Here is a 20,851-nt window from a genome sequence, read left to right as displayed (position 1 = left end):
CTGACACAGGTAATTCAGAGAGATTTTGCTGATATAAGATGAAATTGGTGAAATTATTGAATCCGTGAAAATTCGTGTAATCAGTGTCTAAAAAAGTAAACTTCAATTTTTTGAGTTGTTACACAGAGTTCCACAAAGGAGGCACAGAGTTTCACAAAGCAGACACAGGTTGCACAAAGGCCCTCAAAAGACCTTGGATTTTATAATTAATACTGACTATTAACGTGAAAATTATTCAATGTTATTTTGGCATTGACAGACTGAGGACTGTTGATGATTTACGACCCGCCCGAACGGACCTTTGTAGGTATGGGCGGGTTAACGATTTTTTTGGATAATAATTAACGATTAATGATCGGAGAATTTTGATTGAAGACTGAGGACTGAAGACTGAAACATTTAATCTGCTGACATTTAATGATAAAATCCGATGAATACTTGTAGAATTGTGAAGACTTACTATCTTCGCTTTAAGATTATTTTAACAAATGCCAAAAAAGAGAATTCATTTTCAAGTTTCAGAGCGTAAACTCTTGCTCCGAGGAATGGATTTGGTGATGGTGGTGCTTGGGTTATACTTGCTGAGTTTCTTTTTTGATTATACCTATCTTGAGATTTGCTGGGACAACAGTGTGGCCATTTTTCTTCTCTTGTTGTACTTAGCCGTCTTTGGGACGGTTTTTGAAATTTACGATTTACAGAAATCGAGTCAACTTGATGTGACGTTTAGGATCATTGTACTCATGGTTTCTACAAGTGTGCTCTTCTATTTTTTGACCCCGGTATTGACCCCTTTTTTACCTGAGAAACGCCTTCAAATTGTCTATTTTTATCTGACCATCATCTTTTGTATCTTTTTTTGGCGGGTGGCCTATGTCAGTTTGATTGCGTCCCCCCGATTTTATAAAAAGGTACTGTTGGTTGGTGAGGTCACTTATGTAGAAGCTTTTGTCAATGCCCTAAGCCAATCTGATCCGCATTATAAGATTGTCGGGTTTATCAATTGCGAACTACCAAAGGAGCATCCGATAAAGTTTAAGGGGATTCCTGAATTTCAGCCCAATGACTTGATGCAGATGATTATTGACGAGCAGATTTCAGAAGTAGTGGTGGCCAGCTTTAATACGGAGACCATCACTGCGGACATCTATAGTGATCTCATGCAGCTCTTGGAGCGCGGCTTTACCATCAGGGAATATACCCAGGTGTATGAAGAGATCACGCATCGGGTGCCGATTCAATTTGTTGGAAAGGATTTTTATAAATATTTCCCTTTTAGCCGCAGTAACCAAAACACCTTATACCTGTTTTTTCATCGCATATTTGATATCCTCTTTTCGATGATTGGATTGCTTGTTGGGATTTTCATTCTACCATTTATCTTGATAGGAAATCTTTTTGGCAACAAAGGCCCTTTGTTTTACAAACAGGAACGGGTGGGTAAAAACGGAAAGATTTTTAAGATTGTCAAGCTGAGAAGCATGATCGTCAATGCCGAAACCAATGGTGCCGAATGGGCGAAAGTCAATGATGTGCGGATCACTAAATTTGGAAAGTTTCTGCGACGCAGTAGAATAGACGAAATCCCCCAGTTTTATAATATCCTCAAAGGCGAGATGAGTGTGATCGGTCCGCGACCTGAACGGCAATTTTTTGTTGATGAACTCGCCCGGACCATTCCTTTCTATGAAACCCGACACATCGTGAAGCCTGGACTGACAGGTTGGGCGCAAGTGAAAACACGGTATGGCGCTTCGGTTGATGAGAGTCTCGTTAAATTGCAATATGACTTATTCTATATTAAGCATAGAAGCATATTTCTCGATCTGAATATCATGGTGAAGACCTTAAGTACGGTGGTTTATTATAGAGGGCAGTAGTTGGTGGGTAGTGGGTAATTTGTAGTGGGTAGTGGGTAGTTGGTAGTGGATAGTGTGGCGGAGAAGTGAGTTGGAGAGAGGTGTGTGAAGTTTGATTAACGATTCGCCCGAACGTACCTTTTAAAGTATGGGCGGGTTGATGATTGATGAATGTCCCTGAATAGAGTTAACCGTTATTTGTTATTCCAAAAGCCAGATCCCTCCTCACCCCTTTAGGGGCTGGGGGTAAAGCCCCAAAGAGCATCTTTTCATTAAAAAAGTCATTGCTCAACTTTGTATCCCCTCTTGGCTTTAACGATTTACGACTTGGCCGAACGAATCTTTTTAGGTTTGGGCGAGTTAACTTCCTAATGCCATTTCCCTAATCCCTAAAATTTTCCAAATCAATTCGTATCTTTGCAGCTTCAAATAAAAACAAAAAATAATGCAAGACGGTTTATATGCAAAGTTCGTCACCAATAAAGGTGATATTTTAGTGAATTTAGAATACAAAAGAACCCCGGGGACGGTTGGTAATTTTGTGGCGTTGGCAGAAGGGAATTTAGAGAATTCTGTTAAGCCACAAGGCAAACCATTTTATGATGGTTTGAAGTTTCATCGTGTGATTCCTGATTTCATGGTCCAAGGTGGTTGTCCGCAAGGCACAGGAACTGGAAATCCAGGCTATAAATTTGACGATGAGTTTCATCAGGACTTAAGACATGATGCTCCAGGTGTCTTGTCTATGGCTAATTCAGGGCCAGGATCAAACGGAAGCCAGTTTTTTATTACGCATATTGCTACCCCTTGGTTAGATGACAAGCACACTGTTTTTGGAAATGTGGTTGAAGGTCAGGATGTGGTTGATGCTATTGCACAAGGTGATGTGATAGAAAAAATAGAGATTGTCAGACAGGGCGAAGAAGCCAAGAATTTCAATGCTGTTGAAGCTTTTAGAACTTTTGAAGGATCAAGAGAAAAACGAATTGCTGAAGAGCGCAAAACGAAAGCGGCCGAACTTGATAAATTGGCTGCTGGTTTTGAACAGACAGACAGCGGTTTACGATATAAAATAATTAATAAAGGTAGCGGAAAGGCTGCTGAAAAAGGTAAAATGGTTTCTGTGCATTACAAAGGCCAATTGGCCGATGGAACTGTTTTTGATTCCTCATACAAACGAAACCAGCCTTTAGACTTTCAAGTTGGCGTGGGTCAGGTGATTTCCGGATGGGACGAAGGTATTTGCTTGTTGCAAGTAGGTGACAAGGCGCGTTTGGTCATTCCAAGTGATTTGGGCTATGGGGCACAAGGCGCTGGAGGTGTGATTCCTCCAAATGCCATCTTGGTTTTCGATGTGGAATTGATGGATGTGAAATAAGCAAGAATCCAACTTTTCTTTCAGTATTATTTTGAAAAAGAACCAAGACCGCTGCGCTAAAAGAGTCAAGATTCTTAGACAAGCTTAGCAATTCTCGTTGCGCTAGAAGAGTCAATCTACTGGCCAGTAGGAACCAAGACTAGAAGTCTTTTTTGGAAATCAATTAGAATAAGCACTTACAATCAAGTAACAATTCATAATAAAAATCGTCTCATTCTTTAATGGGACTTTTTTTATACCATTATTCACCACTAAATCCAACCGAATGAAGACCACAACTTCTTTATTAGCCTTAATTTTAATTGTCATTATTTCAAGTTGCTCAAAAAATATACATTATTCTGCGGAGCATATTGAGCAAACTTCAGGACGTTATTTATACGATAACAATGAAATTATTGACATCTTTTATGACGAGAATAAGTTGTTTGTAAAATATAAAGGCGTTGCGAAGACCCCTGTGGTTTTGGATGAGAACACTTTTTTTGTGGCTGACCTCTACAAGAAATTACGCTTTGTAAAACATCAGGACAACCAGAAAATGTATCTCGGACTGGTGTCTGAAGATGATGATGAGATTCTGACTTTTGAATATCCCAAAGTTGATGACCACTACAAAACGCCACGCATGCATTTAAATGACGGCGAATATGACCTTGCCATCGAGGGGTTTTTGGAACTTAAAAAACAAAACGCATCGAAGATTTATATTGAGGAGCAGGAGGTAAATAATATTGGCTACGGTTTATTGCAAAAGAAGAAGTACGAAAATGCCATTGCCATTTTTGAAATGAATACAGTTTTGTTTCCGGAAAGTGACAATGTATATGATAGTTTAGGCGAAGCTTATTTGGAAACTAAAGACAGTATGCAGGCTTATGTCAATTACAAAAAGGCTCTTGATCTGAATCCGAAAAATAAACGTGCAAAGAAATTTGTAGATGCTTATGCTGAAAATAGAGATTAAGACATTAAAGTCTTTCTGAAGTCAATAGAGATTGGAAGCATTGATTCCCACCAGTGGGTTTTAATATCCCGAGGTTCTTGATTCGCGATGAATAATTTCCCACGCTATTTGTGTTAAAAACCACGGCAATTATTCAGTATACACCTGCCCACGATGGGGTTTTAACGCATCTCTTATTGGTTTCATCTGGTTTTCAGGAGTAATTAAAAAAGCAATCGCGTGAAACTCATTGAGGGCTTCAAACCCCGTAGAGAGATCCTCGTAGTTTTCTGCTTCAATAAATTCGTTGAGATGAATGGCATGGTGTTCTGCAATCTTTATGCCGTCGGGACCTTTAAAATCCCAAATTAATTTTAGTTTACGCATGAGCTACTGAAGTTCCATTTTCGACAAAGTTCTTAAAATCTTTCATCGCTTGCAACGACTGTTTCTTAAATGTTTTTGGCATTAGCCATAGTTTGATGCGCATGTTAAAATTTAGTGGCACACATTCATTAACACTGGTCCATTTGGTTTGGTTTTGGGATGTGGCCGTAAAAAAATTATCTTGAAGATGGTCCAGATCTTTTGTGGCGTAGGAGCAATGGAGCTCATGGGGTAAATTTTTATGGGTGATGGTCTCAATCTGATTTAAATTGAGTCCTCCGATCTTGTAATGTAATTTCATTTTTGATCCAAGTTCATTTGGGATTCCCGATAAATGTTCTATCGAAACCAAGCCGCGGTGCCAGTGATTCATGTATTCTGTTATGCTAAATTTCTTGGCACAAACCTCCAAAGGAGCCTCAATTAGGATGTCGAGCGTATATTTCATTGATCAAAAAAATGAAAATCTTGGGATAAAGATACATTGGTTTCTAAAAAGAATGGATCTCCTAATGTTTAACTGTAAAAAAAACTGCTGAAATGTTATTTATTGATCTATAAAAGCATTTTTCATGAGATAATGCAGGCCTCCAAGTTCTTGAATCGATATTTATTACCTGCCTTATACGCCAATTGATATACTAAACACCGATGTGCTTCGTTTGAAAAAAAGCAACTTGTTTAATGCACTAATTATATTATTTTTGCAACTATTGTCAATCTGTTTTTAACACAAAGATATGGCCGTCCTTTCAAAAGACTATAGAATTGCCATGTTTTAAAATGAAGATATCAAATTAACATAATGAAATTATATATCAGTTTATTGGTGCTTTGGCTCGCGGCCTTTGCAAATGCACAAGTGACTCCTGAGGACGTATTGTTTACCGTTGATGGCGACCCGATTAAAGCGGAGGAATTTATAAGAGTTTACAATAAAAATCTCGATTTGGTAAAGGATGAAAGCCAGAAGGATATTGATGGCTATCTCAATCTTTTCGTGAACTATCAGTTAAAGGTCAAAGAAGCCAAGCGTTTGGGACTAGATCAAGATACCAAATATATAAGAGAGTTTTCATCGTACAAAGATCAGTTGGTTAAAAACTACCTATCCGAATCAAAGGTTACAGAGGCCTTGATGAAGGAAGCTTATGACCGAATGGGCTATGATGTAAAGGGGTCGCACATCTTGATCCGCCTAGATGAAAATGAAACAGACACTTTAAAGGTATATCAGGAGCTATTGAAATTGCGTGATCGTGTCATCAAGGAGGGGTTTGCGAAGGTCAAAGACGAGGTCCACGATGGGAAGACTGTTTTTGCTGAAGAGTTAGGTTATTTTTCAGCCTTTAAAATGGTTTACGAGTTTGAAAATGCCGCCTATACTACTAAGGTGGGTGATGTTTCTATGCCGTTTAGAACACGTTTTGGTTATCACATTGTCAATGTTGAGGACAAAAGACGTTCACTTGGTGAGGTGACCGTAGCGCACATCATGGTCACGGCCAATGAACAAGATAGTATATCTGATTCTGAAAAACGGATCCGTGAGATTTATAAGAAGTTAAAACAAGGAGAAGACTTTGAGTCCTTGGCCAAACAGTTTTCTGACGATAAGAGCTCAGCTAACAATGGTGGGGTATTGGCGCCATTTACCGGCGGACAATTGAGCGCTCCTGAATTTGAGAAAGTGGCCTTTGATATGAAGGCTATTGGTGGTATTTCAGAGCCGTTCAAAACCAATTACGGATGGCATATTATTAAGCTATTGGATAAAAAAGGAGTACCACCCTATAATGATGTGAAGTTTGATATTGAGAATAAAATCCAGCGCGATTCACGTTCCAGTCTGATCAATACCTCTTTGGCAAATGATTTAAAGGCCAATTATGAGCTGGTGATCAACCCGAATGCAAAAGGCTATTTTGAATCTATTATGAATGCCAATTTTTTCTCGAGCTCATGGACCTTGCCGAAAAATTTTGAAAAGGATCAAATCTTATTGACCATTGAAGCAGATACTTTAAGATACGACGATTTTGGAAAGCGTCTGATGAGCATCCAAAGAGTGTATGCAGACCAAAAGATGCCTTTTAGAACGGTCATTGAGAAGGAGTATAAAAACTTTGAAGAAGACGCTATCCTAAAGTATCATGAAGATAATTTGGAGTTTGAAAATGCAGACTTTGCCCAAATCTTAGGAGAATATAGAGATGGGTTGTTATTGTTTGATCTTATGGAAAAGGAAGTGTGGAATGCCGCCGCTTCAGATACTATAGGCTTGCAAAAATATTACAAGACCCATAAAGATGATTATTTTTGGGAAGATCGTGTAGATGTCCTTATTGCTACGGGAGCTAAAGAAAATGATATCAAAACAGTTGCACGACTTTTGAGAAGAGGTCAATCGGCAGATGATATCAGCAAAGAACTGAACACAGAGAAGGAACAGAAAGTTATGTTTACCAAAGGAATCAGGCCTTCAAATGATCAAAGTTTGCCTCAGGATGGAATTTTCAGGACAGGACTTTCTAAAATTTATCGATACAATGATGCGTATCATGTTGTGAAAGTGAATGCATTATTGCCTAAAACCAATAAGACCTTTGACGAGGCAAAAGGTAAGATTATTAGTGATTATCAAAATACGTTGGAAGCCAATTGGTTGGAGGCGCTTAATGAGCGTTATGAAGTGGAGATAAATGCTGATGTTTTACAAAAAGTGAAATCTCAAATCCAACCCAAAATTGATTAAAAGAGCAATTCTTATACTCGTAAATTGTAGCTTTTTGGTCTCTTGCAACTTTTTCAAGCAGACTGATTCTAGGACGCCAATTGCAAGAGTTGGAGAATCTTATCTCTATAAAGAGGACGTTGAAGATTTGGTGGCCGGAGGAACATCTGTAGAAGACAGCACTCTTTTGGTCAATGGCTATATCACCCGATGGGCAACCCAGTTATTGCTGGTTGACGGTGCCAAAAGGAATCTGCCAGAAAACATACAGAACGAATATGGTAAGCTCGTCAATCAATATCGGAATGACCTGTTTACAAAAGCTTATGTGGAAACCTTGGTAAAAAGGAGTATAGACACCGCTGTCTCCATGTCTGAGGCGCTTAAGGTGTATGAAAGCAATAAGGAATCCTTTAAACTTAATGAGGAGTTGGTCAAGTTGAGGTATATCAATATTTCTCAAAATGCTCTCAATAAAGAGGATATTGAAAAACGCTTTAAGCGATTTGATGAAACGGATAAGCGATTTCTTGATTCTTTGGGGATTCAATTTAAATCGTATTTCTTAAACGATTCCGTCTGGATCAGGGCTGCTCAAGTCGCTCAAAAAATTCCAGTTGTGAATGCCGATAACAAAAAAGAACTGTTAAAAAAATCTAATTATATACAGCTCAAAGATTCATTAGGACTATATTTGATCCAAATTAATGAGGTCCTACAGCAAAATGATTATGCGCCCTTAGAATATGTGAAACCTACGGTCAATCAGATCATACTCAATCGTAGAAAATTAGAACTCATCAAGCAATTTGAAAAAGATATTACAAAAGATGCTATTAAAAACAACCAATTTGAAATTTACAACTAATCTTAAGTTCGCATTAACCTTAGTTGTCCTATTATCCTATGCGTTTACTTCTGCTCAGGAAGTCATTGAAGAAGGGGTTGTAGAAAAGGAAAGAATAAAAGACACGTCTACTCAAAAGCGTGTAAAAATTGATGGTGTAGTTGCTGTTGTAGGCGACTATATTATTTTGGATTCCGATCTTGACAAGCAATTGGCCCAATTGGAAGCCTCAGGAGTGTCTAAATCAGATATGCCCAACCGCTGTCAGTTGTTTGGGAAGTTACTTGAAGACAAACTATATGCGCATCACGCTGTTCAAGATAGTATTGTGGTCAATGACTTGGAGATTCGCTCTCAGGTCGATCAACAATTTAGCTATATATTGGAGCAAATGGACGGAAGTTTACCAAGAATGCTCAAGTTTTATAACAAAGACACAGAAGAAAGTTTGCGTGACGAAATGTTTGAAATCAACAAAAGTCAGCAACTTGCAGGCCGGATGAAAGAAAAGATAGTTGCAGATATTGAAGTCACTCCAGAAGAAGTAAGACAATATTTTAATGATATCCCTAAAGAAGAACGCCCGTTTTTTGGTACGGAATTAAAGGTTGCCCAGATTGTTATTATCCCTAAGATTTCTGATGCTGAAAAACAAATAGTTATAGAGAAACTTAAAGAATTTAAAGAAGATGTTGTTGAAAGAGGTGCGAGTTTTACCTCTAAAGTCGTTTTATATTCTGATGATGTATCATCGCGTAGAACAGGAGGTTTATTTACCTTGAACAGAAAGCGTCCGCAGATGGTGAAGGAATTCAGAGATGTTGCATTCTCTTTGCAGGAAGGTGAAGTTTCTGATCCTTTTGAAACCGACTTTGGATATCATATTATCTATTTGGAAAAAATAAGAGGTCAAGAATATGATGTGCGTCATATTTTATTGCGTCCTTCAGTCACTCAAGAAGCCATAAAAGATGCGAAGGAAAAGATGGAACTTGTCCGCAAGCGTATTGTAGATGGCGAAATTACCTTTTCTCAAGCAGCGAGGGAATTCAGTGACGAGGATGAAACGCGGAACGATGGTGGACAGCTCATCAATCCACGGACGCAAGACTACAGTTTTGAATTGACCAAAATGGATCCAGAGCTCTATACCCAAATTGAAAGCTTAAAGGATGGTGAGATCAGTTTAGTGCTTCAAGATGAAGACCGCATCAATCCGATAAAATTTAAGATTTTGACCGTTACCGACCGAATAAATGAACATGAGGCCGATTTTGCCAAAGATTATCTGAAAATCAAAAACTTGACAGAACAGGACAAGCAATTCAAGGCCATTGAAAAATGGGTCAATGAGAAAGTGATGGATACCTATATCAATATTAATGGCGAATACAGAGACTGTGAGTTTGAAAGTAATTGGTTAAAAAAAGGATAGTATGTCTGACGTTGCTGCGGTAGAACAGTTTGTAAAAAAGTATAAAGCCTTAAAGATTGAAGTTGCCAAAGTGATTGTAGGGCAGGATGAAGTGGTGAACCAAATCTTGATTTCTATTTTTTCCGGCGGACATGCCTTATTGATTGGCGTTCCCGGATTGGCAAAAACATTAATGGTCAATACCATTGCCCAAGCCTTGGGTCTTGACTTCAAACGCATCCAATTCACACCCGATTTAATGCCGAGTGATATTCTTGGCAGTGAAATCTTGGACGAGAACAGACAGTTTAAATTTATCAAAGGTCCCATATTTGCAAATATCATCTTGGCGGATGAGATCAACAGAACGCCTCCAAAAACACAAGCTGCATTATTGGAAGCCATGCAGGAGCGTTCCGTAACCGTGGCGGGACACCATTACCAATTAAGCTTGCCTTATTTTGTACTGGCCACACAAAACCCAATTGAGCAGGAAGGAACCTATCCTTTGCCAGAAGCTCAGTTGGACCGTTTTATGTTTGCCATCCACTTAGAGTACCCCTCATTTAAAGAAGAAGTACAAGTAGTCAAAGCGACAACTACCGATTTGAAGCCAACGGTCAATCCATTGTTTTCAGCCCAAGAAATTAACGATTTCCAAAATTTGATTCGCCGCATTCCAGTTGCGGACAATGTTATTGAATATGCAGTGGCGATGGTTGGTAAAACACGACCCAAAGAAGCATCAGCTTCCGATTTGGTGAGAGAGTTTGTCGATTGGGGTGCAGGGCCAAGAGCTTCGCAAAACCTGATTTTAGCAGCCAAAACACATGCCGCTATTAATGGTAAGTTCTCTCCGGATATTGAAAATGTACAAGCTGTGGCGAATGGCATTCTCAGACATCGCATCATCAAAAATTATAAGGCCGAAGCTGAAGGCATTACCGATGAACAGATTATAAAAAGCGTGTTTTAATGAATTTAAAAACATTCATCTTACCACTTATTCTCTTTCTATCTGGTTTTGTGTTCATCATAATAGGGAGCCTATTCAAAATAATGCATTGGCAGTTTGCTGTGGAAGCTTTAATTGCTGGAATGGCTCTTGAAGTTATTTCCTTAGTTATGGCAATACTAAAGCTTATCAAGATTTACAATGGAAAAACGAATTGAGAAAGTGTTCAATGTCATATAGAAAACAATCGAGCCTCTCCAATATGAGATTATAGAACTTTCTTATTTGCTAACTTTTATTTTTGAAAGCAGATGGTTACTTCTATTAAAACAATGAGAACGCTTTTGTTGATTAGTGACAATATCATATCATAGAGCATGCATTTACTTATTACACCATAATAAAATTGGTAAGCTATTTTATTCCCATAGAAAGCTTTGCAGGGCTTAGTCATTGTTTGTGTTTATAATAGTTTATTCCCACTAGTGGGTTTTAATGCCGAGAGGTGTTTGATTCAACCTTAATTTTTTTGAATGCGAAGAGAACGTAATTTCGGATTGGATTTGGTAAGAGCAATTGCTATTACTTTGGTCGTCCTGTCCCATGCTACGTTTTTCTTTGTTCAAGATTCCGAGAATTTGATTGTCGTCTTGATACGAACAATGGGGGCCGTGGGGGTCGATCTGTTTTTTGTGTTGAGCGGTTTTTTAATCGGCGGCATATTATTAAAGGAAATTGAGCAAAAACGCACCAAATTCTCTAATTTATTGACGTTTTGGAAGCGTCGCTGGTGGCGGACCTTGCCCAACTATTTCTTAATATTGCTCATAAACATCGGAATTCTTTATGTTTTTTCGAAAGATTTACCCGATACCATCGGCTCCTATTTTGTGTTTCTTCAGAATTTTTCAGACCCTCAGTCCGAGTTTTTTACAGAGTCTTGGAGTTTGTCAATTGAAGAATATGCGTATTTAATTTTGCCCTTTCTTCTCTTCTGCGGATTCTTTGTTTTTAAAGACCGAGAGAACTCTGTTTTTTTATGGGCCACTTTGGCGGTTATTTTGATGGGGTTTTTGTTGAAGATCCAATTCTATATGAATACCGACTCGCTAAGTCAGAAGAATTGGAGTTCCATGTTCAGGAAAGTGGTGATTTATAGATTGGATGCTATATATATCGGGTTTTTGCTGGTGTATTTGATGCGACATTGGCCGGACTTTTTTCAAAGGTTTAAACTGGGGTTTTTGCTTCTGGGTGGTAGCGTTTTCGCCGCAACCCATCTCTTGATTTATATTGCGAACATACAACCGGAAACCCATCTGTATTTCTTTGTCTTTATGTACCTTCCTCTGATCTCGATGAGCTGTGGGTTATTATTTCCTTATGCTATCGGGATGAAACGCAGTGGAACTTTTAACGGACTCATATATTTTGTTAGCACCCGATCTTATGCCATTTATCTTGTGAATTTTTCCGCCATTTTGTTGTGCTTCTATTATTTTGTTGATCTTAACTCAGCCTCCCTAATGATGAAAATTGGTTTGTGTACGATTTATTTGCTGTTAACACTGAGTATTTCGAATTTGGTTTATACCTATTTTGAGAAGCCAATTTTAAATTACCGTGACAGAAAGTTGCGATAAAATACCTTCAATTTTCATTTTGAAAAGATTCACTGATCAGATAAATTGTTAATTCAATATTTTATCAGCATCTATTTTGTCAAAGTCACTATTTCGCAGCCTTTTATTTGCTATTTATTGATGAATGTTTAATGTTTGTTTGATTTCCTTACAGATTTTTAAAAGTCTCTTAAATTTCGTAAATTTGCACACTCCGAGTCCTCGGAACATAAAATAAACATCAACCTTAAAATATACTCTATGGCATTTGATATTGACATGATTAAAAAAGTTTACAAAACTATGCCTGAACGTGTGGACAAAGCACGTCAGATTGTTGGTAAACCTTTAACTTTATCTGAAAAGATTTTATACGCCCACCTTTGGGATGGGAATCCAACCACCGCTTTTACAAGAGGTAAAGACTATGTAGACTTTGCTCCGGACAGGATTGCGTTGCAGGATGCTACGGCACAAATGGCACTGTTGCAGTTTATGCAAGCAGGAAAACCTAAAGTTGCAGTTCCTACAACAACACATTGTGACCACTTGATTCAAGCAAAGCAAGGTGCAGCGCCAGATTTAAAACGGGCAAATGAAACGAGCAGTGAAGTTTTTGATTTTTTAGCGTCAGTATCTAATAAATATGGTATCGGCTTCTGGAAACCAGGTGCAGGTATTATCCACCAAGTTGTTTTAGAAAATTATGCATTTCCAGGCGGAATGATGATCGGAACCGATTCGCATACTGTGAACGCAGGTGGATTGGGAATGGTAGCTATTGGTGTTGGAGGTGCAGATGCTGTTGACGTGATGGCCGGGATGGCGTGGGAATTGAGATTTCCTAAGCTGATTGGCGTGAAATTGACAGGAAATTTGAACGGATGGACTGCTTCTAAAGACGTGATCTTAAAAGTGGCTGGTATTTTGACCGTGAAAGGTGGTACCGGAGCCATTGTTGAATATTTTGGACCTGGTGCAAAGAACCTATCCTGTACAGGAAAAGGAACCATTTGTAATATGGGTGCCGAAATTGGCGCGACGACATCTACATTTGGTTACGACGATTCTATGGAGCGTTTCTTAAGAGCGACAGACCGTAATGAAGTAGCTGATGAAGCTAATAAAATCCGTGAGTATTTGACCGGTGATCCTGAGGTTTATGAAGATCCTGAGTCCTATTTTGATCAAGTTATTGAAATTAACTTAGATACCTTACGTCCACACTTAAACGGACCGTTTACGCCAGATTTGGCTACGCCAGTTGGACAGCTTGGTAAACTTGCCAAAGAAAAAGGATGGCCAATTAAAGTTGAGTGGGGCTTGATCGGCTCATGTACCAACTCGTCTTATGAAGATTTGACACGTGCTGCTTCCATTGCGAAACAGGCCGTAGATAAAAATATAAAAGCAAAATCAGACTTTGGGATCAATCCGGGTTCTGAACAGATCCGTTTCACCGCAGAACGTGACGGTATTTTAAAAATATTTGAAGATTTAGATGCCACTATTTTTACGAATGCTTGTGGGCCTTGTATTGGGCAGTGGGATAGAAGTGATTTAAAAGGGGATGAGAAAAATACGATTGTACATTCGTTCAACCGTAACTTTTCTAAACGTGCTGATGGCAATCCTAATACACACGCCTTTGTGGGATCTCCAGAAATGGTGGCTGCAATTGCTATTTCGGGACGTTTGGATTTCGATCCGATGAATGATGTCTTGATCAATGAAGATGGAGAAGAAGTGCGATTGGATCCACCACAAGGTATTGAATTGCCACCAAGAGGTTTTGATGTAGAAGATGCAGGATATATAGAGCCGGTTGAAGACGGAAGTAAAGTGGATGTATCGGTTAGTCCAACCTCAGAGCGTTTGCAATTATTAGAACCTTTTACACCTTTAGGAAATAAAATTACTGGTGCAAAACTATTGATCAAAGCTTTTGGAAAATGTACCACAGACCATATTTCAATGGCTGGACCATGGTTGCGTTACAGAGGGCATTTGGATAATATTTCCAACAATATGCTTATTGGAGCCGTAAATGCTTTTGGAAAGAAAACAAACTTTATTAAAAACCAATTGACTGGTGAGTTTGGCGGTGTTCCTGATGTAGCAAGAGATTATAAAGCAAAAGGTATCCATACGATTGTTGTGGGCGACCATAACTACGGTGAAGGTTCTTCTCGTGAGCATGCGGCCATGGAGCCAAGACACTTGGGTGTTGCGGCGGTATTGGTGAAGTCTTTTGCACGTATCCATGAAACAAACCTTAAAAAACAAGGGATGTTGGGCTTGACTTTCGATAATGAAAGTGATTACGATTTGATTCAGGAAGATGATACCATCAATTTCTTGGACTTAGATCAATTTGCGCCGGACAAACCACTTCATATAGAGTTCGTTCATGCCGATGGCAGTAAGGACGTTATCAAAGTGAACCATACGTACAATCAACAACAAATTGATTGGTACAATGAAGGTTCTGCATTGAACTTGATTAAAAAGGAAAGTGCTTCTTAAGTAGATAATCGTATTATTAATTATAAAACTCCCGATGAATATTGGGAGTTTTTAATTTATGGCAATGAAAATATCAAAAAGTCAACGTAGTAATATTATTTTTCTTGTGATTATTTTGCTGATCGTTATCCCGCAAACACGACAGCCGATTCAAGTTTTTTTACAAAAGGGTTTGGCTATGTTCAGTCCGTCGGTGATTGACGAAGAGGATCGTGTTGTTCTGACCGATTATAACTGGCAACTTGTAGATGAGAATGGTTTGGCCTATAACTTTAATGACGCCAGAGGAAAGGTGGTTTTTATCAATTTCTGGGCGACTTGGTGTCCGCCATGTATTGCTGAAATGCCAAGTATGGAAAAATTATATCAAGACTATAAGGACGATGTCGATTTTCTTTTTGTTTCAAATGAAACGCAAGAGGTCATTTCCAAATTCAAGAAAAAGAATGACTACGAGTTTTTAGTGCATGCTTCTTTGACTGCAAATCCTGAGCAATTGGAAACGTCTTCCATTCCGCGGACTTTTGTTTTGGATCAACAAGGGAATATCGTTATTGATAAGACGGGTGCGGCCGATTGGAACAGTAAGAGTGTAAGGAAATTATTGGATGATCTTTTACGACTTGAATAATACCTTAAAGAAAGCCTTTATGAAAGCCATTGAAAAAAGCGATTTCATAATGCCGAGGTCTTCCGAAAAGGTGGTCTCCTCATCTAAAAACCGAAACATAGTCCTTATGGAATTTTTGGAATAGAAGCTTTCGAAAATCCACACGCCTTTTTCGTTTTCATCGTGGAGTACTTTTAGAAAGATCTTATCGTAAAACTTGAATTTCTTTTTGAATAATTGATGGGAGGGACTTTTCTTTGCTTTGATGTTCTCTATAATTTTGGCAACATGCTTTTCGGTATGCTTAAAAGAATAGCCCGTTGAGCCTTTGACCCAACCGCCTCCAGTACCAATTTTAGTAATATTTTCTGTGTGATAGTTCCAAAATGGGAAATCGGTCATCGGAATATTGCCAACTTCAGTTTCCAGAATTTGAAAATTGCTTAGTTGGTATTCGGTTTTGAGATAGTTTTTTAGTGCCTCCTCATAAACCTCAGTTTCAACCAGAAATGGTGTGAAAAAGGTATATTCTACCAAGGCCTTGGTTTCGGAAAATGGCAAGACATAGATAAAACTTGTGGAATCTTTATATTGAAATCTGTAATCCATCATCGTAAAAGCTTCCGGTTGAAAGCAAGCCGATTCAGTTTCGATGATCCATCCTTTAAAATGCTGATGGATTAAGGTGTAATGTGATTCCTTCGCGTAAAATTCCTTGGGAACTCTGCTGTCAAACACATGGTTTGCCGAATAGCTTTGGTGGTCGCCAACGACTTTGATGCCATCAGCTTCTTCAATGTTTTGAACAGTATCTAAAATGAATTTGAAATTGTCTTTTGCTGATAGTTCCTTTTTTGCCCAATTGTAAAATTCAATGGATCTGATGGTTTTGTAATCGTATTCTTTGAGAGGCAGGGTTAATGAAACTTCAGCAGATTCGAATTTCGCAGTGTGCCAAACCTTTTCTACAATCGCGTCAAATTTTCCCTGACCCTGTTCCCAAAAACTCCAGGTTTTATCGTTTTCAGATTTATTGGAGGGATCAATAAGACCGATGGTGTAGGTCTTGAAAAATGGATCTTTTGACAGTTCCAAGGCTAATTGCAACCCGGCAAGACCATTTCCAATAATGAGATAATCAAAATGGTTATCGTCTTGCATGTCTGACCTATCGATTATTTTTTGAAGTATTTAAAAGGAACGATAAGCATCCCAAAACATTCGCCATCTTCTTTTCCCAAATGCTTGTGATGCATTTTGTGGGCGCGTCTTACCCCTTTAGCATACCTGTTATTGGCGTTTCTAAAGATTTTAAAGCGTTGATGTATGAAAATGTCATGAACGGTAAAATAGGCAATTCCGTAAGCTAAAATGCCGAGTGCAAGCGGAAGGCAGTACCAAAGATCTTCATAACTCCAAAGATAAAACAAGGTCATGCTCACCACGGCATAAAAGATGAAGAAGGCATCATTGCGTTCAAACCAGCTTTTATGGTCTTTTTTGTGATGGTCTTTATGAAGGCTCCATAGAAAACCATGCATAATGTACTTGTGAGTAAACCACGCATTAAACTCCATCATGGCAAATGTGCCAAAAAATATAAGGATCCAATAAAATGTTTGCATGATCAAATTTACATTAAATTGAGTTGATACTTGACGTAACTTCTGGTCAAAAGTTCAAACTTCTTATAGTTGGGTACGCGGATGCGAGTGGACTTTATTTCCAATGCAGGGGTGCTCTTCAACTTTTTAAGGAGTTGGTAGTAGTAGCGATAGGCCATGAAAACACCAAATTTCGCCTCAATGGGAAGTTCCTTTATACCTTGAAAACCTAAAGTAAAATCATTCTCGATATCCTTGATTATCCGTTGTTTGGAACCTTCATCTAAGTGATTCAAATTGGTGTTGGGGAAGTATGTCCGGCTCAAATCCTCATAATCGGCTTTTAAGTCCCTTAAAAAATTCACTTTTTGAAATGCTGAACCTAAACTCATGGCACTTTCTTTCAAATGTTCATACTTTTTTCTGTCACCTTTCACAAACACCATTAAACACATGAGCCCGACCACATCGGCAGAGCCATAAATATACATTTTATATTCTGCTTCCGTCAAGTAATCACTTTTGTGCAAATCCAATCGCATGCTTTTCATAAAAGAAACCACCAAATCCTTGTCAATATTGTATTTGTGATACGTTTCCTGAAAGGCATTCAAAATGGGATTCAAACTGATTTTATGCAAAAGGGCGAGTTCCAGATCTTCCTCAAAACGGTCGAAAAGCGCCTCTTTATCATAATCGTGGAAAGAATCGACGATCTCATCGGCAAAGCGCACAAATCCGTAGATATTATAAATATCCTGTCTGATACTTTGTGCCAACATTTTGGTGGCCAAAGAAAATGACGTGCTGTACGAGTTGGTAACTGCCTTACTACATTGATGTGAGACGAAGTCAAATAGCGCTTTCATGAGCTTTCAGTGTATGATGTTTTTTGATGAGTTCAGCAACCAACTTTCCGGAAATCAATGATGGCGGTACTCCAGGACCAGGAACTGTAAGTTGGCCTGTAAAATATAAATTCTTTACTTTTTTACTTTTTAGTTTGGGTCTTAAAAAGGCGGTTTGCAACAGTGTATTTGCCATTCCGTAGGCATTACCTTTATAAGAGTTATAGTCCTCTATAAAGTCATTAACACAAAAAGACTCTTTAAATATAATGTTATTTTTTACACTTTGCGAGGTTAAATTTTCAAAACGCTGTATTATTTTGTCAAAATAAACAGACCTTAATTCGACTGTATCTTCTAAACCAGGTGCCAACGGAATTAAAAATATACCTGCTTCCTGACCTTGGGGCGCCACGCTCTTATCGGTTAAAGATGGAAAACTTGCATAAAATAATGGATTTTCTGGCCATTTTGGGGTGTCATAGATCTCTTTGGCGTGCGCTTCAAAATCAACATCAAAAAACAACGTATGATGGTTGACGTTTTTTATTTTTTTATCAAAGGCCACATAAAATAGGAGGGAGGAAGGCGCAAAAGTCTTCTTTTCCCAATACGCTTCGGAATATTGGCGGTATTTTTTATCCAATAAAGTTTCTGCATGATGGTAATCGGCGCCGCTCAAAACAATATCACAATTATAGACTTCACCATTGGAAATGATGCTGGTTGCTTCACTATCCGAAACCAAAATTTTCTCGACCGAATTCTCCGTTTTAATGGTCACTCCCAAGCTTTTGGCGAGTTGTTCCATGGCTAAAATGACTTCATACATCCCTTTTTTTGGATGAAAAGTGCCAATTCCAAAATCGGCATAATTCATAAAACTATAAAATGATGGGGTGTTGTCAGGTTTTGCACCGAGAAATAGTACTGGAAATTCCAGGATTTTGGCAAGGCGATCATTTTTAAACTCCTTACGGACGTCCTTTTTTATGGTGCTAAAAAATTGATCCAATTTTTTAATGGTCACAGGAGTCATCAACTCAAAAGGAGTCACTCCTGGTCGGTACACTAAATCCTTAATGGCTACGTCATAATTGTGTTGGGCGTTGGCAATGAATTTTTTAAGTTTTTGGGAACTTCCGGGTTCTTCTTTTTCAAAGGTGTCGCAAATTTTCCCCAAAGTGTCTTCAATGGTAATAAAATCGTCCTTTCCAAAATAAACGCTGTAGGCTGGATTCAGTTTTTCTAGTTGATAATAATCTGAAGGTTGTTTTCCAAAATCGGCAAAAAAACGTTCAAAGACATCGGGCATCCAATACCAGGTGGGGCCAATATCAAAGGTAAATCCCTCTTTCTTGAGCTGTCTTGCCCTACCTCCGATGGTCTTGTTTTTTTCAAAAATGGTAACTTCATGACCCTCTTTTGCAAGGTAGCATGCTGCAGATAATGCAGAAAATCCAGAACCGATGATGGCTATATTTAATCTCATTGTTTAACAAAAGTAAATAAAAGTTAAACAAAAAACAATTCTAAGGCATTAAATCGTCGCAATTAAACTGTCTATTGTTTTAAAAGTTTTAATATTCTTTGGTAAACCCTTAGTGTCAATGTGTTGTGTCATCTGACCAAGAATCCATAATTCATGGTTATTATCTTTTAGAAGCTGTGCATTAAAATCGGCAAGATAGTTGGAGAGTTCCGCTTTTGGAGGGTTGACTGTAAAATAGGAAATGAACGTCACCTGTTTATAATAGGCCAGTACATCAGTTAGGCTCACGATTGGAACACTGGAACCCAGAAAAATTGCGCGCTGTCCCTTTGCCACAAGCTCATAATTTACAAACATGAGACCAATCTCATGGATTTCATTATCCGGGAGAAAAAGAACGTAGGCATTGTTGTGCTCTATTTTGTTTTTGGCCTGAAGAAGCTCCGTATTTACCAATAGCTTCTGTTTGATGAGCGCCGAAATAAAATGCTCATGGGCAGGAGTGATGGTGTCTGTTTGCCATAGCATGCCAATTTCAGAAAGGAAAGGTATAAACACCTCGTAAAACAGGTCTCGGAACGATTTGTTTTTAATGAGTCCATTATAGGTTTCATAAAAAAGTTCCTGATCAAAATCCAACATCGCTAATTTTAGCGTATTTATGGCATGATTTTTCACTTGGCCTTTGCCCGCTAATGCTCTGACTTGGTCATGTATTTCAGAAGTTTTTAAAGATGCTATTTTTGAGATCTTCAGCCCATTATTGTTCAAAAAACTAATGTTCAACAATTTTTGAAGATGACCTAAATTATAAAATCTAATATTGGTGTCCGTGCGTTCGGGTTCGAGCAGATCATAACGTTTTTCCCAAATCCGGATGGTATGCGCTTTTATTCCCGTAAGGTTTTCTAAGTCCTTAATACTGAAAATCGTTTTGATGTTGTTCATTCTTTTTTGAAAAGTATAAAACAAAATTAAACTATTTTATGACATGTTGTAAAAAGGCATGTGTTTTAAAAGGAAATAATATTGGAATGCATTGAAAAAGCGGTTGGTGATTCAGTTGTCACTTTAGATTTAAAAAACGCTTATCCTTATTTAGATCATACTCCATCTGATTCTTTAGATAGACCGCGCTTTAGAAAGCACGGATTTGTCGGAGAAGCTTCCATTCTGAAGCAATGATTTGCAAATAGTGCGCACGAGAAGACTCGAACTTCCACGACCTAATGGTCACCAGCCCCTCAAGCTGGCACGTCTACCAATTCCGCCACGTGCGCATTACATAATAATTAATGGATTTGAATGTCAAGCAATTGCTTAGCGTTCTGCGTTATGTCTGGTAAACAAAACTAAATCCAAAAGAACTTTAGCGGTGCAAATATAAAAAATCAATTATTTTAATTGCGATATTTTCAATTTACTTTTCAGAAGAGTTCATTATAATCTCATTAGGTTCTTATTAAACTCCTCAACTTCTACCTGTCTACACACTGTCAGGAGCCAGGAGCCAAGAAGCAAGAGAAAAGAATAAAGATAAAAGAGAATAGAAAATAGAAACGGGAGAAAAGAATAAAGAGCAAGGAGCCAGGAGCCAAGAAGCAGGAGAAAAGAATAAAGATAAAAGAG

The 20,851-nt window shown here is 38.3% G+C and carries 18 protein-coding genes and 1 tRNA gene; 11 read left to right on the top strand and 8 right to left on the bottom strand.

The genetic code is table 11. From position 1 onward, the window contains the following. The first annotated feature begins 488 nt into the window (after window positions 1–488). From J4051_RS16610 to J4051_RS16600, 3 genes are all read left to right on the top strand, one after another. Window positions 489–1,880, top strand: coding sequence for an exopolysaccharide biosynthesis polyprenyl glycosylphosphotransferase (locus J4051_RS16610; RefSeq protein WP_208235000.1), 1,392 nt, complete (start codon window positions 489–491; stop codon window positions 1,878–1,880). A gap of 424 nt (window positions 1,881–2,304) precedes the next feature. Next, the gene (locus tag J4051_RS16605; RefSeq protein ID WP_208234999.1) at window positions 2,305–3,237 is read left to right on the top strand and encodes a peptidylprolyl isomerase; all 933 of its coding nucleotides are present in this window, start codon (window positions 2,305–2,307) and stop codon (window positions 3,235–3,237) included. Between the two features lie 265 nt (window positions 3,238–3,502). After that, complete coding sequence (locus J4051_RS16600) at window positions 3,503–4,204, top strand: tetratricopeptide repeat protein (protein WP_208234998.1); 702 nt, start codon at window positions 3,503–3,505, stop codon at window positions 4,202–4,204. Window positions 4,205–4,333: 129 nt separating this feature from the next. Here the strand turns inward: J4051_RS16600 and J4051_RS16595 are convergent, their stop codons facing one another. Next, window positions 4,334–4,570, bottom strand: coding sequence for a hypothetical protein (locus J4051_RS16595; protein WP_208234997.1), 237 nt, complete (start codon window positions 4,568–4,570; stop codon window positions 4,334–4,336). Then, window positions 4,563–5,018: an SRPBCC family protein gene (locus J4051_RS16590; RefSeq protein WP_208234996.1), complete on the bottom strand. Its 456-nt coding sequence runs from the start codon at window positions 5,016–5,018 to the stop codon at window positions 4,563–4,565. Before J4051_RS16590 ends, J4051_RS16595 begins: the two co-directional genes overlap by 8 nt. 357 nt (window positions 5,019–5,375) lie before the next feature. Here J4051_RS16590 and J4051_RS16585 point away from each other — a divergent pair, with 357 nt between their 5' ends. From J4051_RS16585 to J4051_RS16555, 8 genes are all read left to right on the top strand, one after another. Next, on the top strand, window positions 5,376–7,325 hold the full coding sequence (locus J4051_RS16585; RefSeq protein ID WP_208234995.1) for a peptidylprolyl isomerase: 1,950 nt from the start codon (window positions 5,376–5,378) through the stop codon (window positions 7,323–7,325). After that, window positions 7,318–8,172, top strand: coding sequence for a peptidyl-prolyl cis-trans isomerase (locus tag J4051_RS16580; RefSeq protein ID WP_236027563.1), 855 nt, complete (start codon window positions 7,318–7,320; stop codon window positions 8,170–8,172). Before J4051_RS16585 ends, J4051_RS16580 begins: the two co-directional genes overlap by 8 nt. Beyond that, window positions 8,135–9,586: a peptidylprolyl isomerase gene (locus J4051_RS16575; RefSeq protein WP_208234994.1), complete on the top strand. Its 1,452-nt coding sequence runs from the start codon at window positions 8,135–8,137 to the stop codon at window positions 9,584–9,586. The genes J4051_RS16580 and J4051_RS16575 overlap by 38 nt, the downstream gene beginning before the upstream one ends. Window position 9,587: 1 nt before the next feature. Further along, entirely contained in the window at window positions 9,588–10,541 is a 954-nt protein-coding gene (locus J4051_RS16570; RefSeq protein ID WP_208234993.1) for an AAA family ATPase, read from the top strand. After that, window positions 10,541–10,738, top strand: coding sequence for a GldL-related protein (locus J4051_RS19300; protein WP_394368932.1), 198 nt, complete (start codon window positions 10,541–10,543; stop codon window positions 10,736–10,738). Before J4051_RS16570 ends, J4051_RS19300 begins: the two co-directional genes overlap by 1 nt. A gap of 315 nt (window positions 10,739–11,053) precedes the next feature. Further along, a complete protein-coding gene (locus J4051_RS16565; RefSeq protein WP_208234992.1) occupies window positions 11,054–12,163 on the top strand; it encodes an acyltransferase family protein in 1,110 nt (369 codons plus the stop codon). A gap of 240 nt (window positions 12,164–12,403) precedes the next feature. Next, a complete protein-coding gene (locus J4051_RS16560) occupies window positions 12,404–14,668 on the top strand; it encodes an aconitate hydratase (protein WP_208234991.1) in 2,265 nt (754 codons plus the stop codon). Between the two features lie 64 nt (window positions 14,669–14,732). After that, window positions 14,733–15,299, top strand: coding sequence for a TlpA family protein disulfide reductase (locus J4051_RS16555; RefSeq protein WP_208234990.1), 567 nt, complete (start codon window positions 14,733–14,735; stop codon window positions 15,297–15,299). On the opposite strand, the gene J4051_RS16550 is transcribed toward J4051_RS16555, so the two are convergent. The 6 genes from J4051_RS16550 to J4051_RS16525 all read right to left on the bottom strand — a co-directional run bounded on the left by J4051_RS16550 (window position 15,285) and on the right by J4051_RS16525 (window position 20,502). Further along, window positions 15,285–16,439 (bottom strand): lycopene cyclase family protein, encoded by a 1,155-nt coding sequence (locus tag J4051_RS16550; RefSeq protein ID WP_208234989.1) that lies wholly within the window; start codon window positions 16,437–16,439, stop codon window positions 15,285–15,287. The two genes, J4051_RS16555 and J4051_RS16550, sit on opposite strands and share 15 nt — an antisense overlap. A 14-nt stretch (window positions 16,440–16,453) precedes the next feature. After that, window positions 16,454–16,903, bottom strand: coding sequence for a sterol desaturase family protein (locus J4051_RS16545; RefSeq protein ID WP_208234988.1), 450 nt, complete (start codon window positions 16,901–16,903; stop codon window positions 16,454–16,456). A gap of 8 nt (window positions 16,904–16,911) precedes the next feature. Continuing rightward, the gene (locus tag J4051_RS16540) at window positions 16,912–17,751 is read right to left on the bottom strand and encodes a phytoene/squalene synthase family protein (protein WP_208234987.1); all 840 of its coding nucleotides are present in this window, start codon (window positions 17,749–17,751) and stop codon (window positions 16,912–16,914) included. Beyond that, on the bottom strand, window positions 17,735–19,222 hold the full coding sequence (locus tag J4051_RS16535) for a phytoene desaturase family protein (protein WP_208234986.1): 1,488 nt from the start codon (window positions 19,220–19,222) through the stop codon (window positions 17,735–17,737). The genes J4051_RS16540 and J4051_RS16535 overlap by 17 nt, the downstream gene beginning before the upstream one ends. A gap of 48 nt (window positions 19,223–19,270) precedes the next feature. After that, a complete protein-coding gene (locus J4051_RS16530) occupies window positions 19,271–20,170 on the bottom strand; it encodes a MerR family transcriptional regulator (RefSeq protein WP_208234985.1) in 900 nt (299 codons plus the stop codon). Between the two features lie 248 nt (window positions 20,171–20,418). After that, window positions 20,419–20,502: transfer RNA gene (locus tag J4051_RS16525), tRNA-Leu, on the bottom strand. Window positions 20,503–20,851: the final 349 nt, after the last annotated feature.

Origin of the sequence: Gelidibacter pelagius (assembly GCF_017581925.1) — a bacterium.
Taxonomy (GTDB): Bacteria; Bacteroidota; Bacteroidia; order Flavobacteriales; family Flavobacteriaceae; genus Gelidibacter; species Gelidibacter pelagius.
The sequence above is the reverse complement of the archived record's forward strand: the minus strand, read 5'-3'. Positions and strand labels throughout refer to the sequence as shown.